Annotated in this window: 13 protein-coding genes and 1 pseudogene; 6 read left to right on the top strand and 8 right to left on the bottom strand. The window is 41.7% G+C overall.

Translation table 11 applies throughout. The annotated features are described in order from the left end of the window. Positions 1-55: 55 nt before the first annotated feature. From dcm to JMW61_RS02185, 6 genes are all read right to left on the bottom strand, one after another. The gene (gene dcm / locus JMW61_RS02210) at positions 56-1,321 is read right to left on the bottom strand and encodes a DNA (cytosine-5-)-methyltransferase (RefSeq protein ID WP_197215863.1); all 1,266 of its coding nucleotides are present in this window, start codon (positions 1,319-1,321) and stop codon (positions 56-58) included. Further along, entirely contained in the window at positions 1,321-2,337 is a 1,017-nt protein-coding gene (locus tag JMW61_RS02205) for a hypothetical protein (protein ID WP_197215865.1), read from the bottom strand. Before JMW61_RS02205 ends, dcm begins: the two co-directional genes overlap by 1 nt. Before the next feature lie 167 nt (positions 2,338-2,504). Beyond that, positions 2,505-3,026, bottom strand: coding sequence for a hypothetical protein (locus JMW61_RS02200; RefSeq protein WP_227687335.1), 522 nt, complete (start codon positions 3,024-3,026; stop codon positions 2,505-2,507). A gap of 261 nt (positions 3,027-3,287) precedes the next feature. Further along, a complete protein-coding gene (locus tag JMW61_RS02195) occupies positions 3,288-3,716 on the bottom strand; it encodes a hypothetical protein (protein WP_201549104.1) in 429 nt (142 codons plus the stop codon). 315 nt (positions 3,717-4,031) lie between these two features. Further along, positions 4,032-6,494, bottom strand: coding sequence for a YgiQ family radical SAM protein (locus tag JMW61_RS02190; RefSeq protein ID WP_201549102.1), 2,463 nt, complete (start codon positions 6,492-6,494; stop codon positions 4,032-4,034). 253 nt (positions 6,495-6,747) lie between these two features. Continuing rightward, positions 6,748-7,422 carry a YidX family protein gene (locus JMW61_RS02185; protein ID WP_201550319.1) on the bottom strand — a complete coding sequence of 225 codons (675 nt, stop codon included), beginning with the start codon at positions 7,420-7,422 and terminating at the stop codon, positions 6,748-6,750. Positions 7,423-8,048: 626 nt separating this feature from the next. On the opposite strand from JMW61_RS02185, the gene JMW61_RS02180 reads away from it, so the two are divergent. After that, complete coding sequence (locus tag JMW61_RS02180) at positions 8,049-9,356, top strand: ammonium transporter (protein ID WP_201550318.1); 1,308 nt, start codon at positions 8,049-8,051, stop codon at positions 9,354-9,356. A gap of 10 nt (positions 9,357-9,366) precedes the next feature. Next, the gene (locus JMW61_RS02175) at positions 9,367-9,990 is read left to right on the top strand and encodes a hypothetical protein (protein WP_201549100.1); all 624 of its coding nucleotides are present in this window, start codon (positions 9,367-9,369) and stop codon (positions 9,988-9,990) included. 158 nt (positions 9,991-10,148) lie between these two features. On the opposite strand, the gene JMW61_RS02170 is transcribed toward JMW61_RS02175, so the two are convergent. Next, positions 10,149-10,616, bottom strand: coding sequence for an Lrp/AsnC family transcriptional regulator (locus JMW61_RS02170; RefSeq protein ID WP_201549098.1), 468 nt, complete (start codon positions 10,614-10,616; stop codon positions 10,149-10,151). Between the two features lie 259 nt (positions 10,617-10,875). Here JMW61_RS02170 and JMW61_RS02165 point away from each other — a divergent pair, with 259 nt between their 5' ends. Next, entirely contained in the window at positions 10,876-11,898 is a 1,023-nt protein-coding gene (locus JMW61_RS02165) for an EamA family transporter (RefSeq protein WP_201549096.1), read from the top strand. A 230-nt stretch (positions 11,899-12,128) separates the two neighbouring features. Here the strand turns inward: JMW61_RS02165 and smpB are convergent, their stop codons facing one another. Next, a complete protein-coding gene (gene smpB / locus JMW61_RS02160) occupies positions 12,129-12,605 on the bottom strand; it encodes an SsrA-binding protein SmpB (protein ID WP_197099834.1) in 477 nt (158 codons plus the stop codon). A 244-nt stretch (positions 12,606-12,849) separates the two neighbouring features. Here smpB and coaD point away from each other — a divergent pair, with 244 nt between their 5' ends. The 3 genes and pseudogenes from coaD to bioA all read left to right on the top strand — a co-directional run bounded on the left by coaD (position 12,850) and on the right by bioA (position 15,172). After that, positions 12,850-13,374 (top strand): pantetheine-phosphate adenylyltransferase, encoded by a 525-nt coding sequence (coaD, locus tag JMW61_RS02155; protein ID WP_201549094.1) that lies wholly within the window; start codon positions 12,850-12,852, stop codon positions 13,372-13,374. Positions 13,375-13,395: 21 nt separating this feature from the next. Then, positions 13,396-13,683 (top strand): annotated as a pseudogene (locus tag JMW61_RS02150) (YfhL family 4Fe-4S dicluster ferredoxin); the annotation flags it as partial. A gap of 160 nt (positions 13,684-13,843) precedes the next feature. Then, a complete protein-coding gene (gene bioA, locus JMW61_RS02145) occupies positions 13,844-15,172 on the top strand; it encodes an adenosylmethionine--8-amino-7-oxononanoate transaminase (protein WP_201549077.1) in 1,329 nt (442 codons plus the stop codon). Positions 15,173-15,186: the final 14 nt, after the last annotated feature.

Genomic DNA, 15,186 nt, shown 5'->3' with positions numbered 1-15,186 from the left:
AGGTCAAAGTAGGATTTTATAAAGTATGAATTGAGTTCTTAAATAACCCTAAAATTTATTTCAAAAGATTAGGGTTATTAATTAAAACATCTTTAACGAGTGCTTTGATTACTGGTACGCTGACTGCGTTACCCAATTGTTTATAAGCAAAGTTATCTTTAGGATGTAATTTATATGAGTCGGGAAAACCCTGTAATCTTGCACATTCTCTAGGGGTTAAACGACGTACACGTTCATTATGATATATTCCTAACCTATTAGAATCAGAGGCAGTTAAAGTTATTGAGATACTATCAGGGTCAAGAAATTTAAATACTTCAAATGACATGTTTCCTGCTACTAAGTTGTATAGACCATCTTTCTCTTTAATATAGCGCTTTAGTAGTAACGAGTTAATAATCGAATCAATATCATCATGTAGATAGAAAGTGCTAATTTGTTCTTTACTTAAGGCTTTCCCATCTTGATGTGTACCAAAAATATTTTTCCGACGATTGGCAATTAACAAATCCATAAATTCAATTTCATGATTATTACACTCACCCCTTAATCCTAAATCCCAAGAATGTATAGAATTTCCACCTCGACTATCAATTAGACGTATACCATGTAACTTACTTAAGTCTCCTTTTAATACTTTTTTTAATTGATCTGTGAACTCTTCAGAACAGTTATAATGTGAACTAGGATTAGGTTCTAAAATATCTCTGACTAATATTGATTTGTTGTCATGAAATAAATCATTATTTATTAAGTTCTCTTTGAACGCGTGTGAATCTACAGCCCCAACATCGCTTGGTAATGTTATTTTAGGAATAATACCTTTGACTGCTACTATGTAAATCCTTACGCGATTTTGAGCTACGCTGTAGTTGCTTGAATTAAGTAATCTATATTCAAATTTATAACCTAAATCAATCAAGACATTTTTAATAGTAGCAAATGTTTTACCTTTATTATGGTTTACTAAGCCTCGCACGTTTTCAAGGATGCATAAAGACGGCTGATTGCTTTCTATTAAACGTGCTACATCGAAAAACAGTGTACCTCTGGTATCTTCAAAGCCTAATCTTTTACCAGCCGAAGAAAAAGCTTGGCAAGGAAATCCTGCCAATAATACATCGAAATCTTTCACATTAGATAATTGTGTAATATCACAATATGGGTTTTCGCCAAAGTTTTCTTCATAAGTTTTACATGCTTCTTTGTCTATTTCTGCACTGAGAACGCATTCAGAGTTTATATTCAGCTCATGCAAGGCTTGTTCGAAACCAAGTCTAATGCCACCTGTTCCAGCGAATAAATCAATAAATCTAATCATTAAATATTGTCTTTTATATAATTAACCATTTGCAGTAACCCAGTATCAGAAAAATTCACAGTACAATCACTATAGTTTAATATATTTTGTACAGCACTTTTTCTTTGAAAGTTACCTGAACCATCTATAATATAACCAACTTTATGGTCATGTTGGTGTGCGAGTTGCTGTCTGTTATTAGCATTCTGTGCTTTTCTCTCAATTACAGAGTTAGTAGTAACTTGGAAGCTCACCTCTATACCTATAGAACGATTAGTGTTTGAATTAGAAACAACTAGATCGAATTTAGTTAGCTCCGCATCATTCAAGGTAACATTTACTAATGTATGCCCATCGAAATTATAGTAACCAGGTAGCATCTTTTGTAGTTTATTTTTAATATAGGCTTCGCAAATATACCCCAAGTCATTAGCTGTAGAACCACCAATCTGGCGGCTAACAAATAGGTAGCGTTCTTTGACGTATTTTTCTAATTTATCAGGGCTTCCTATCATGCTGCCGATGATAGCTTTTTCTAATATCTCATCTGGTAACTTAGAAGGGTCTGTAGTGTTTGCTCCCCAAATCAATAGCATACAGACATCAAGCATATCATCATTAAAGTTCTGACGGTTCTCAAGCAGTAGAGATTTTTCAATCCTTAACTTTTTATTGTTCCAAACGCGTTTATCAGTTTTACTAAATTCATGAGTATGAATAACATTATCAAATTTGTATTCTAGTTTTTGTTCAGGGAATAGTTGAAAAAAATCTTTTGAGTAGCGTTGTAGGCGTTCTCCACCAATATCCGTAAGTACCATAAGGTGCTTTAAGAAAAGATTAGCTGATAATGCTTTATTTTGGATAAGTGCCTCTTTCCATGCATAAGGACTGGCATCAGCTACTTTTAATAAATTTAAGAAGGTATCTTGTGTCTCAAGAAGAGGGATTAAAGTGCTTTTATCAGCCGCTTCTTTAACTAACTCTGATGGCCAGTAATTGCATGCGTTTTGGGCTAGATCGTCAACTGTTTGCATAGAATAGTATAGCCTCTATTTAAGAAAAATGAATTTTAGCATTAAATCTACTAAGTATGTACAAGTCATAGATATCTAACGTGAATTATAGTTAGTAGCCGACTAATTCTAATAAATAGTATAAAGTTTGCTACCTCTTGCACCGAAAAGGCCGTAGAGCAAATACTCTACTCCACCATCTCGCTATGCGCCTTCACATCACCTTTCTTACCATCTGGCACAATCACGATAGGTAGCACCAGCCCTTTTGCAAAATCATCAGAAAACACATAATCGTAGCTACTGGCAGCGATGTCGGGCGTGGTATGAATGATAAGGGTCATGTCTTTGCTATCAGTTAGCTCATGCGAGACATAGGTCTCACTCAACTGATCCAAGGCTTTTGATAGCGCCTCATTACTTGCCATGCTCACCGTCAGATTATGCTGCGCCGTAGTATTATCCACTTTGAAGTAATCCGCATAGTCCTGCACATTTTGACTATCGAGCGCAAACGGATACTGATAATTGCTGATATCAGCAGGTGCTTCACCGCTCGCGACTAGAGACCAGTCGACAGTATTCTCCGCTACTTCTGAACTTTCTGCGGTCGTGACAGCAGCTTCAGAGGTTTGGCTAGTCGTCTCAGTATTGTTGCCACAACCTGTTAGCACCCACACACTGGCCATCGTAATTATTAATGTACTCATTAAGCGCTTAACCATCGACGTATCCTCTTGATTGATCATCATCGTATTGTATATATGCGCTATTTTGACAGCTTTCGTTATGGTTCTCTAGAGAAATGCAGTAAACAAACGATTGTTATACCAACATCCATAAGACAGGCAGGTTATATAAATAGCCAGGTTATATAAATAGGCAGGTTGTATAAAAATGCGCACAAAAAAACAGCCACCTTATGATGACTGTCTAATGTGTATTATCACTTTCTATTTATGATTATTTTACTAGATTTGGCAGCTGACATTATATTCTGTACCATCTGCCCATTTGATAGCGAAGATGCCTTTGTCTTCTTTCATGTGCCATGCATAGACCGCATCTGGACTTGAATCATTGACATAGCTTGCGACATGATCTTGCGCATCACCATTTAAGATAACTGGCTGTGATGCCCATTTTACTTTAGGTAATGTCACGTTTAGCATGACTTGTTTTTTATTGATAGATTGTTTTGCCGTGATGATGCTGTCATCTGTACAAGTGTAAGGTGCGGGTGCCATACGATCGTAAGCGGCACTAGGCATGGTCTCTGATGCAGTTGTGTCTGACTCAGGCACGTCTGATGTATTTGGAGTAGTCGGAGCAGTAGTTGCACAAGCGCTTAATAGGGCGAGGGCAGGTAGAGCTGCGATAATTTTAGTAAGGGTATTCATGGTCTTCTCCAAAGATATAGACGGTATCATGTAATTATATTTAAGTATGCATTAAGCTTATAGCCATATAGTACCCAAAACAAACATAGGTAAATGTTAGAAATTGTTTGTTACATGTTTGCTTTGTCACACAATTGCTGACTAATGTAATGTCTCATTGTGAGTGCTTTAGAAGGTATCTAAAGCCGTAGATGATACTGGTTAAAAATTATCTCACACACATAAAAAAGCGCCTATCGATATATGAATCGATAGACGCTTTTTTGTTTTACTTAACATGCTCTGAATTGAGCATGCATTTCTATATCATGAACGCTACTTGGTTTTGCGCGGTGGCAGACCCGTATGCTGGGTTTGGAAGTTGCCCTTGCTGACACGCTTTTTGGTATTTTTGCTGGCTGTTTTTTTACCCGCAGCGCCTTGAGTAGAGGTGTTGCTACGCTTCACCGAGTCATTGCCAACACGACTGTTCTTTTTACGCGCTGATTGATAGCTGTCTTGTGCGGCATCGCGGCCTTCTAAACTGGCGTTAAATGGTGGAATCAAGCAACCACGGTTTTTACCAATCAAGTCACTACGTCCCATATCTTGTAATGCTTTACGCAACATTACCCAGTTTTTTGGATCATGATAGCGCAAGAACGCTTTATGCAATTTACGCTGCTTGCCAGATTTGACGATATCCATGTCACCTTCGTCACGACTGATCTTATGTAGCGGATCTTTGTGCGTGTGATACATGGTGGTCGCCGTCGCCATCGGGCTAGGATAAAATGCCTGTACTTGGTCAGCACGGTAGCCATGACTTTTGAGCCAAATAGCAAGATTCATCATGTCTTCATCTTTGGTGCCTGGATGCGCCGCGATGAAATAAGGAATCAGATATTGCTCTTTGCCTGCTTCTTGGCTGTACTGTTCAAACATGGCTTTAAACTTATCGTAGCTGCCCATGCCCGGTTTCATCATTTTTGATAGCACGCCTTCTTCAGAATGCTCTGGCGCAATTTTCAGATAGCCACCGACGTGATGACTGACCAATTCTTTGACGTATTCAGGGTCTTTAACAGCCAAGTCATAACGCAGGCCTGAAGCGATCAGGATTTTTTTCACGCCTTTAATGTCACGCGCTTTGCGGTATAGTTTGGTCAGATTACTATGATCGGTGATTAGGTTTTCGCAGACGTCAGGGTATACACAAGAAGGCTTACGGCAGTTCTTCTCGATCGTCTCATCTTTACAGCTAAGGCGATACATGTTTGCCGTTGGGCCACCAAGATCCGATATCACACCCGTAAAGTTAGGTGCAGTATCACGAATGGCTTCTACTTCGCGCAATATAGAGTCTTCTGAGCGGCTTTGAATAATGCGACCTTCGTGCTCAGTGATCGAGCAGAACGTACAACCACCGAAACAACCACGCATGATATTGACCGAAAACTTAATCATGTCATAAGCAGGAATACGCGCATCGCCATAGCTTGGGTGTGGCAAGCGGGCATATGGCAAGTCAAAGACGTAATCCATCTCTTCGGTTGAGAGTGGCACTGGTGGCGGATTCAACCACACGTCAATTGAGGTGTGTGAGTTGCCTGCACCGCTGCTGTGACGCTGTACTAGCGCACGGGCATTACCTGGATTGGTCTCAAGATGCAAGATACGGCTAGCATGCGCATAAAGCACTGGGTCAGATTTGACGTGCTCATAATCAGGGAGACGAATGACGGTTTTTTCACGTGGCGGCATTTTTAGCTTATGCTTGCGCGCCGTCATCGGCTTATTGTTTCTTCCCTCAGCAGTATCAAAACCACGCATTTGTACCACTTGCGTCTCTTCATCTACTTGGTCAGCATTGATGATTTTATTGGTGACCGGTTCAGCGACAAAACCCTGATACTGCGATGACATTGAAGACATAGCTTGGCCAACAGGCGAGTCGCTCGGTTTTTCTTGCTCGATAGAGCATTGATCGACGTCTTCAGTCATGACGTAAGGGTTGATAATCGGATCAACACGACCGACGGTATCGACATCATTACTAGCAACTTCGGTCATATCGTCTTGCCAATGGCGGCGCGTTGGCGTCAATAGATATGACGTACCACGCAGCTTGCTCATTTGCTCAAAGCTATAGCCTTTAGACAAACCATGTACCACATCGACGATGGCGCGCTCAGCATTACCGTATAATAAAACATCGGCACGGGCATCCATCAAGATACTACGACGGACTTTATCCGACCAGTAATCATAATGAGCGATACGGCGTAGACTACCTTCGATACCGCCTAGGATAATTGGCACGTCAGGATACGCTTCGCGGCAGCGCTGACTATAAACGATAGCGGCACGGTCAGGGCGCTTATTGGCCACGTTGCCTGGTGAGTAAGCGTCATCACTACGGATTTTACGATCAGCGGTATAGCGGTTGATCATGCTATCCATGTTGCCTGCGGTCACGCCATAAGCATAAACAGGTTTGCCCAGTTCCATAAAGGCGTCTTTGCTCTTCCAATCTGGCTGAGCAATGATACCCACGCGAAACCCTTGCGACTCTAATAGACGACCGATGATCGCCATACCAAAGCTTGGGTGATCGACATAAGCGTCACCTGAAATGATAATGACATCACAGGCATCCCAGCCCAAATCATCCATCTCTTTGCGACTCATAGGCAGATAGGGCGCAGGCTCGTAGCAGCTCGCCCAGTGTTTGTCGTAATCGAAAAGAGGTTTTGTGCCTTGTTTAAAGGCGGTGCGGGCGATGGTATCGGCAGACATGGGCGGACCTGTTGAATAGAAAAATGGCACTAAAAAAAGCCGTTATTTATTAAAAATATTAACGGCTCATTTAAAAGCGCTCATTTTAACATGAATCCAACTCACTATGCGACCTATTCTACGATGGGCGATTAATGATAAGTTATTGATAGCATGAGATAATCTATAAGTAAAAAGGTTCCTAAACTGTTAGAAACCTTTTTGATTTAACCCGTTATTCTTGATTTACCCTGTCATAAGTACAGAAAACTGATTACTCTAATAGTTGAAACGGAAAGGTAACCACGTCGAATGCTAGGGCAAAGGGTAGCAATACAAGCTTCTGCGCCGTATTTGCACCACTACTAGATACGTGGCTCTGCGTGGTTTTTGAATAAAAACTCACCATATAAGGCTTAGATAAAGGACGGTAATTCGACTGGATCATGCTTAGATTACTGACTTGCGGATAGATAGCGCCTTTGACAGGGACGCTAAAGCAAAAGCGCTGGGCATTGATGCGCTGATCACTGGCTGAGGTACATTCTTTACCACTGTTTTGCAAAAAGAACTGATAGTCAGAGCGCTTAAATTCGTCTTTTAACTTGGCATAAGAAAGCTTCATCTCTCCCTGAAAATACCCATCATTATTTGGCACATAAAAATCCATGTCGTTATCGACTTGGATATTTTTTGGCGTCAAGCTACCCAGCAAGCTGATCATCTCTGTCCCACCTTGGGTCAGTACATAGCTGTTTTTTTCACCAACGATAACCATGGACGCGTTTGGCATTTTTGGTAATGCTTGAGCGGGACGACCAAAAGCAATGATTTGATCTTCAGACAACACATTCTTGGTAGTACTGGTGCTGGTATGACTGTCACTGTCTAGTAATGAGCTGGTAGCACAGCCTGAGGTCGCTAGCAATGCCACCAATGAGGCACCCATAATCACTGCTTTTGAGTTGAATTTGGCTGGTAATGCAGTGTGATGCTTATCGCTTTTACTGGTGCTTTCTAGTTTGTCTGCAGGTGTGCCTTTATGCTGAGTCATGCTCTATTTCCTTGTCTATGATGATTGACTATCGACTATTGGTATTGATTCTCTGTTTGATGGTTATTATCAAACTTTCGTTGATATGGTACATGGTTTGGACATGCCTTATCTACTCATTATTTATATTCTATTGAAGAAAATACTTTGGCATATTTCGGCTACTACGAATTAAGGAGAACAGAATCTAAGCATGAATAGAAGGCTTAGCATCTTACTTTTATTAGTCATTATCACAGCGTTTATCTGATAACAGATGGATAGTTGAAGGTTTGTTTCGATTATAGGGTGCTATTTTTTTAGAGTATCTATTTTATTTTCCCAATGCCCAAAGTACGTTTTGGCATGCGCTTTGCTTTCTCTTTCGTAGAGTCTATTGATTTAGATAGGCTCATAAAAACAATACATATATAAATACCATAAAATCGATAATTGTTTGGAGAAATAAAGTGAAAGCATCCTATTTTAGCTTGGGCAAGGTATCTGTTTTATGTACCTCCTTCTGCTCTAAAGTACTGTTGATGGGCGCGGTACTGTTTGGGATTATGTCTAGCGCAATGGCTGCTGAAGAAGCGGCTCTGACAGTGGCACAGCTACTTGAGTATCAAAATATTGCATGGATTATTTGGGGTGGGGTGCTAGTGTTCTTTATGCAGGCAGGATTTGCATTGTTAGAGAGCGGATCAGTACGTGCGAAGAACACGGTCAATGTCATGATGAAAAACTATACCGATATGTGTATCGGTGGTTTGGCCTTTTATCTCGTTGGTTTTGGGTTGATGATGGGCACCAATGACTCAGGATTCTTCGGTACAGATCACTTTATGCCAGTGAATTTGTCCAATATGGACTGGGCATTGATGTTTTTCCAAATGATGTTTGCTGCCACAGCCGTTACGGTAGCGAGTGGGGCAATGGCGGAGCGGGTATCCTTTGTGGGCTACGCGGTGGCGGCATGTCTCATTTGTTTGTTCATTTATCCTGTATTTGCCAGTTGGGTATGGGGCGGTTATTTCGGTGGTACGGGCTGGTTGGCTGAGCTTGGGTTCATTGATTTTGCTGGCTCTACGGTTGTGCACTCTATCGGTGGGTGGCTAGCGCTCGCAGGTATATTGGTCATTGGCCCACGGTTGGGTCGTTTCGCACCTGATGGTACGCCAAGATTGATAGCGGGTCACAATATGACGTTGGTTGCACTTGGTGGTTTTATCTTGTGGTTTGGTTGGTTTGGGTTCAATGCTGGCTCTACACTATCTATCACTGGCAATATCGGCCTAATCGCTGTCAATACATTCGTAGCAGCGATTAGTGCGGTAGTGAGTTATATGCTCATCTCAAAAGCATTGAACAAAGCCATTTTGCTCAGTGATAGTGTCAATGCCAGCTTAATTGGTTTGGTGTCTATTACTGCAGGCTGTGCGACAACGACGCCTATCTTCGCCGTTATCATCGGTGCAGCTGCTTCCGTGATATATATCTTATCGACACAAGCGTTATTGAAATTAAAAATTGATGATGTGGTATCAGCCGTTGCAGTGCATGGCTTTGGTGGTGCATGGGGCACGCTTGCGGCTGGATTGTTTTATTCAGACGACTTATTCAATTTATCACGTGTGGGTGTACAAGCGCTTGGTGTGGGTGTGGCGTTAGTCTGGGGATTGGGATTGGGACTCGTCATGTATAAGTTGATTGATATCAGCTTTGGGTTAAAAGCCAGTCGCTTGCATGAGCAGCGCGGCCTAGATTATACCGAGCACGCAGAGATTGGCTATCCAGAGTTTCAAAAGCAAATATTCGATGCCAAAAACTTAACAGAGCGACATTTATAGGAGAAAACTGATGAATATCGACACTCAATCAGTAAATCAAACCGTGTCCGCGATGGCAGTTGTACTGGCAAAATATTTAAATCCTGAAGAGGTGCGACTACTCACCACGCATTGGCAGCGGCACTCGACGGTCTCTGTGAAAATGATGCAGCAGTGCGTTTTAGATGCGACGCGACGCTATCCTGAGCTACAAGAACACAAGTCTGATATTCGTAAAGGTTTTTGGAATACGATGCAGACTGACCATCAGCAGGTGGCCGAAGAGAGCGGCAGTAGTGTAGAAATTGATGAACAAAAATCTGTTTCTGAGATGCTACAAGCTTTTTATACGGTGATGGAAGCCATTGGCAGTCAGCTAACAGAATCAGACAAACGCAGTTTTTTTCATATCATGCACCAAACTGTGTCGAAAGAACGCACCTTTAAAGGGCATTCTATCGACATTAATCAGTTCTTGGAAGGTGCTCGGCCAATCGTACCTGACAATGAGCATCTCTTGAATAATTTGATTCAGCTTGCTTATATTTGCTTGTGTGATATTGCTGGCCCTGTAGAAGCAGATGAAATATTTTTTCGGGTTGCAGAGACTGCCAAGCAAAATCATCCGAGGGCAGTGGTTGAAAAGCTGTTTTAATGTTTTTTTCAATATGAATTTAATGTTTTTTCAATATGAGATTGGGGCGTGTCTTTAGTCACTGGATGTGATCTAAAATAATGACATCTATTTATGAATTATGACTGATTAACCATAATTAATAAGTCATGAGCAATCAGCCATGACACGCCTTGAGATTAATCTAACGTAATCTTTGTGCCACTCTTGGTGAAATTCATCACAAACTGACTTTTAAAGTGGCGCACGTTATTTTCATAAGTTAGCAAGCCTGTGGTGAAACGATGATATTCGCTCATGTTTTTGGCATTGACCATCAACATAAAATCCGCATCACCTGATACTTCATAGCAGCTCATGACCTGTGGCTGCGAATGCATTAAGCGCTCAAATCGATGCTGCATCGACGTGTTTGAGCGCGCCATTTCTATCATTACTACTGCTGTCAGTCCATAGCCGACCTTATTAGGATCGACAATAGCGACCTGCTTGGTAATCACGCCATTGTTGGTTAACGCTTGGATACGGCGCTGTGCCGTAGCGATAGACACATGGACACGCTCTGAGATAGTTTTCAAAGGTAGCGTGGCATCCTCTTGTAGCAAATTCAAAATGGCTTTATCAATATCATCCAAAACGTGGCTCACGGTATTTTTCTCCAAAAATGTTACTAAGAACGCTGCTAAAAAATCTGTTATTAAACCTATTATCACTATAATTAAAAAATTGATAAATAATTGAATTATTAGTAGGTTGTTAGATAATTCTATTCATATAAAGATGTATATAGAGATAATATCTCGTAAGGTATAAGTAAAATAGAACTTATCAACCAGTAGTTAGCCACGGACCATCACCGTGCTAACCATTGATTTGTTTAACGACTACTATTTTACGGTGCTGCTCATGTCTATTTCTATATTATCTAATGCGTTCGCCAATACATTGGCAACCACAGTGTCGCGCATACCTTTACCTGCGATTTGGACAGCGGGTAGCACTCAGCAACGTACGTTAATATTGGGTGTGGTGTTAGCTGTATTGTCCAATGTGTTATTCGGTATTCTTTACGCCTATAGTAGCTTTTTAGCGCCATTGTCAGGGACCCAAGTTTTCATCTGGCGGATGCTCGCGATGTGGGCAGCACTGGTTGGTTACTTAGTTATCAGTGGTCGTTTAGGGTTGCACATTGATAAGTTAAGAGCATTACGTACGGCAAAGCAGTGGGCTTGGCTGTTATTACCGACGCCTATATTTCTCAGTCAATTTTGGCTATTTATGTGGGCACCAGTTAATGGTCAAGGTGTGCAAACGGCCATGGGTTACTTCTTATTTCCACTGACGATGGTACTGTTTGGTTGCCTGTTATTTGGTGAAAAGTTAAGTCGTCTACAGTGGTTAGCAGTTGGCTTTGCGGCATTAGGAGTCGGTAGCGAGATTGTACGTACGCAGAGCATATCGTGGGCGACGCTTTGGGTCTGTGGCACGTATCCTGTTTATTATATTTTGCGTCGTTTGCAGGGTATCGGTGCGGTGACTGGATTGTTGGTAGATTTAAGCATTTGTGCGCCATTTGCGTTGGCTTACTTATTGCTTTTTGCACCGAGCAGTTTGGGGTTGGTGAGTGGTTCTGCGTTCTTTATCATGATGATTGCTGGGCTAGGTGTGTTGAGCGTGTGGGCGATGAAAACCAACGTTGACGCCAGTCAAATGCTACCTGTAAATGTTTATGGCATGATGAGTTATCTGGAGCCTGCGCTGTTGTTTGTCTTAGCGATCACCGTATTGGGCAACCCATTTGAGTCAGCGATGATTTACAGCTATGGTTTGATTTGGGTCGGCATTGCCTGCTTGATTGCTCATGGTATTCGTCAATTACGCCAAGCTCGTAGAAATATGCAATCTTTGGCAAAAGAGGCGATCTCGTAAGAAAGCGAGTCATTTACTAACTAAATTAAGGACAAATAAAAGATAAATAAAAATGGACGATTCAACATAATGCTGAATCGTCCATTTTTGTATTAGATTAAACTGGCTTTGTTTAAGGAAGCTATCGTTAATTCAATGTAGAGGTGCTACAAGGCAACTGAGCGCAGATGTATGTTAAATACTTCAAACGATGTTAACGCAGTAACACCTCTATAGTGGACTTGATTGTATTAATCTAAATGTTGTTTAAAACCACGCTGCTTATCACGTTCCCAGTCACGATCTTTCAATGTTTTACGTTTGTCATGTTGCTTCTTACCGATGGCAAGACCAATCTGGCATTTCACCAGTGAGTTTTTCCAGTAGCAAGACAACGGTACGCAAGCATAACCTTTTTGATTGATTGCCCCAGCTAGTTTTTCGATTTCACGGCGATTGAGTAGCAGCTTACGAGTACGAATGCTGTCTGGGCTAACGTGCGTCGAGCTAGATAGCAGCGGCTGAATGTGCGCTCCAAATAAGAAAGCTTCGTTATTGCGAAATATCACATACGCCTCGGTAATGGTCATTTTACCAGCACGGATGGCTTTGACTTCCCATCCTTGTAGGGCAAGACCCGCTTCAAACGATTCTTCAATAAAGTATTCATGGCGTGCCTTTTTATTGGCACAAATCTGATTCTCAGGTTTTTTTGATTTCTTTGACATGGTTTCCTCGTAAGGATTTCTAAGAACAACATCGTTGTCCTCACCTATAATTCCTCATCCTAATCCGCTTGTTTGGTGTGTTTTTTATGTAAAAAATAAGCAGGATGAGTCGAACTAACCATTGTAGCAAAGCCTCTGATAAAAATGTAAGTCAGCTGTTAGGACAAATGTAGCAGATAAGTATTAAGTTTGAGCAAAATTTGCTAGCATATAGTCCAATATTACCGACTATGTTAGCCATGTTATGAGCCTTTCTGATTCCCCTAATTCCTCAAAGTTACATACCAAAATCTTATATCCAGGTACTTTTGATCCTATTACTAATGGTCATGTGGACTTAGTCACACGTGCTACTAAGCTGTTTGATGAGGTCGTTATTGCCGTTGCCTCAGGACATCATAAAAAGCCATTGTTCAACTTTGAAGAACGTGTCGCTTTAGTTGAGACCGTATTTGCTGACTTGCCACAAGTATCCGTGGTTGGCTTTGAGGGTTTGCTCGTCGACTTTATGCGTGTTCAAGGAGCTGCTGCTGTCTTGCGTGGTTTGCGAGCCATGTCAGATTTTGAATACGAATTCCAGTTAGCCAATATGAATCGTGAGCTTGATGAAAATTTTGAAGCGGTATTTTTGACGCCAGCACCGAATTATTCCTTTATCTCATCGACCATGATTCGTGAAATTGCCAAACTTGGTGGCGACGTCACTAAATTCGTACCCACTTGTGTGTCTGATGCTTTTACAAAAAAACTGGTGATTCAAGACAGATAGCCTTTTAATAGGCCGACAGCTGCAGCATATAGGCTAAAAATCAACCGTAAGGAGCCGTTCATGGCACTACTGATTACTGATGAGTGCATCAATTGTGATGTGTGCGAGCCTGCGTGTCCCAATGAGGCAATATCGGAAGGGGACGATATTTATGTTATCGACCCTGACTTATGCACCGAATGCATCGGGCATTTTGATGAACCGCAATGTGTGGTTATTTGTCCGGTTGACTGCATTCCCCATGATCCTAATCATGTCGAGACAGGAAGCGATTTGTTGTCTAAATACAAACGCATTACGGGTCAATAAGTAGCTTACATAGTTGATCCTCTATAAAAGAGTGACAGCGTTAACCTCACTTGAAGTATCACATATACATCTGCGCTCGGTTGCCTTGACTCTCTTTTAAACTGAATCAACGATACATTATTAATGATATTTGGGTTCGAAGCGCTTTAGGAACAATGTAATGACGATAAATGCAAACCAGATAACGAGCGACTTTGATCAACAGCACCTTTGGCATCCATATGCTAGCCTGCCACCTACTTATTCAAATATCGTTATTGATCGTGCTGAAGGTATTTATATCATCACCGAAGATGGCACGCGCCTTATCGATGGTATGTCATCATGGTGGGCAAGCGTTCATGGCTATAATCATCCCAAACTGAACGACGCTATTATTGAGCAATTGGGTAAAATGGCGCATGTGATGTTTGGTGGCTTGACCCATCAGCCAGCGATAGATTTGGGTCAGAAATTGCTCGACATTGTGCCTGCTGGACTTGATGCGATTTTCTATGCGGACAGTGGCAGTATCGCAGTAGAAGTGGCGTTGAAAATGGCGCTGCAATATCAAGTGGCTGCCAAGCGCCCAGCCAAGCAGCAATTTGCCTCTACACATTCTGGTTATTATGGTGATACGTGGCATGCCATGAGTATTTGTGATCCTATTAACGGCATGCACAGTCTGTATGGCAAGCAATTACCAACGCAGCATTTTGTCGCAGCACCACCATTGGGTTTTGAGCGGGCTTTAACAGAATCTGATCGCGTTGCCCTCACAGCATTTTTTGATGAGCATAGTGATAAGCTGGCAGGCTTTATTATCGAGCCGATTATTCAGGGCGCAGGCGGCATGCGTTTTTATAGTCCTGAGTATCTGCAACTGCTGCGTCAACTGTGCGATGAGCACGATGTACTATTGATTGCTGACGAAATTGCCACTGGTTTTGGTCGTAGTGGTAAGTTATTTGCGTGTGAGCATGCTGATATTAGCCCTGATATCATGACGATTGGAAAGGCGTTGACGGGTGGCTATATGACTTTTGCCGCAACGTTATGTACCCGAAAAATTGCCGATACTATTCATAATAGTGACTATCCAGCACTGATGCATGGCCCAACCTTTATGGGAAATCCACTTGCTTGTACGGTTGCGTGTGCTTCGATTGATTTGATTATGTCTTATGATATTGAAGCGCGTACTGCCAATATGCAACGCACGATGGAGCAGCAGCTAGCCCCCGCTTCGTTGTTAGAAGGTATTGCTGAAGTACGTTGTTTGGGTGCAGTCGCCGTCATTGAGTTACATGACGCTGTTGATATGCCTATTTTTCAGGCTTTATTGATTGATAATGGTATCTGGGTCAGACCATTTGGCAAATTGGTGTACATCATGCCGCCTTATGTCATTACTAATACTGAGCTTGTGACTTTATGCCAATCGTTACTACATGTAGTGACAATTTATCTGGCACAAGTTTCGAGTTCAGCTTCAAATATTGAAGTTTAGCAAAAACTCCCTGC

Source organism: Psychrobacter fjordensis, assembly GCF_904845995.1.
Taxonomy (GTDB): Bacteria; Pseudomonadota; Gammaproteobacteria; order Pseudomonadales; family Moraxellaceae; genus Psychrobacter; species Psychrobacter fjordensis.
The sequence above is the reverse complement of the archived record's forward strand: the minus strand, read 5'-3'. Positions and strand labels throughout refer to the sequence as shown.

Coding starts and splice junctions, on each gene's coding strand:
- JMW61_RS02200 (WP_227687335.1), bottom strand. CDS start 3,026: ATGAGTACATTAATAATTACGATGGCCAGTGTGTGGGTGCTAACAGGT.
- JMW61_RS02205 (WP_197215865.1), bottom strand. CDS start 2,337: ATGCAAACAGTTGACGATCTAGCCCAAAACGCATGCAATTACTGGCCA.
- JMW61_RS02175 (WP_201549100.1), top strand. CDS start 9,367: ATGAATATCGACACTCAATCAGTAAATCAAACCGTGTCCGCGATGGCA.
- JMW61_RS02195 (WP_201549104.1), bottom strand. CDS start 3,716: ATGAATACCCTTACTAAAATTATCGCAGCTCTACCTGCCCTCGCCCTA.
- smpB (WP_197099834.1), bottom strand. CDS start 12,605: ATGTCAAAGAAATCAAAAAAACCTGAGAATCAGATTTGTGCCAATAAA.
- JMW61_RS02180 (WP_201550318.1), top strand. CDS start 8,049: ATGGGCGCGGTACTGTTTGGGATTATGTCTAGCGCAATGGCTGCTGAA.
- bioA (WP_201549077.1), top strand. CDS start 13,844: ATGACGATAAATGCAAACCAGATAACGAGCGACTTTGATCAACAGCAC.
- JMW61_RS02185 (WP_201550319.1), bottom strand. CDS start 7,422: ATGGGTGCCTCATTGGTGGCATTGCTAGCGACCTCAGGCTGTGCTACC.
- coaD (WP_201549094.1), top strand. CDS start 12,850: ATGAGCCTTTCTGATTCCCCTAATTCCTCAAAGTTACATACCAAAATC.
- dcm (WP_197215863.1), bottom strand. CDS start 1,321: ATGATTAGATTTATTGATTTATTCGCTGGAACAGGTGGCATTAGACTT.
- JMW61_RS02190 (WP_201549102.1), bottom strand. CDS start 6,494: ATGTCTGCCGATACCATCGCCCGCACCGCCTTTAAACAAGGCACAAAA.
- JMW61_RS02165 (WP_201549096.1), top strand. CDS start 10,876: ATGTCTATTTCTATATTATCTAATGCGTTCGCCAATACATTGGCAACC.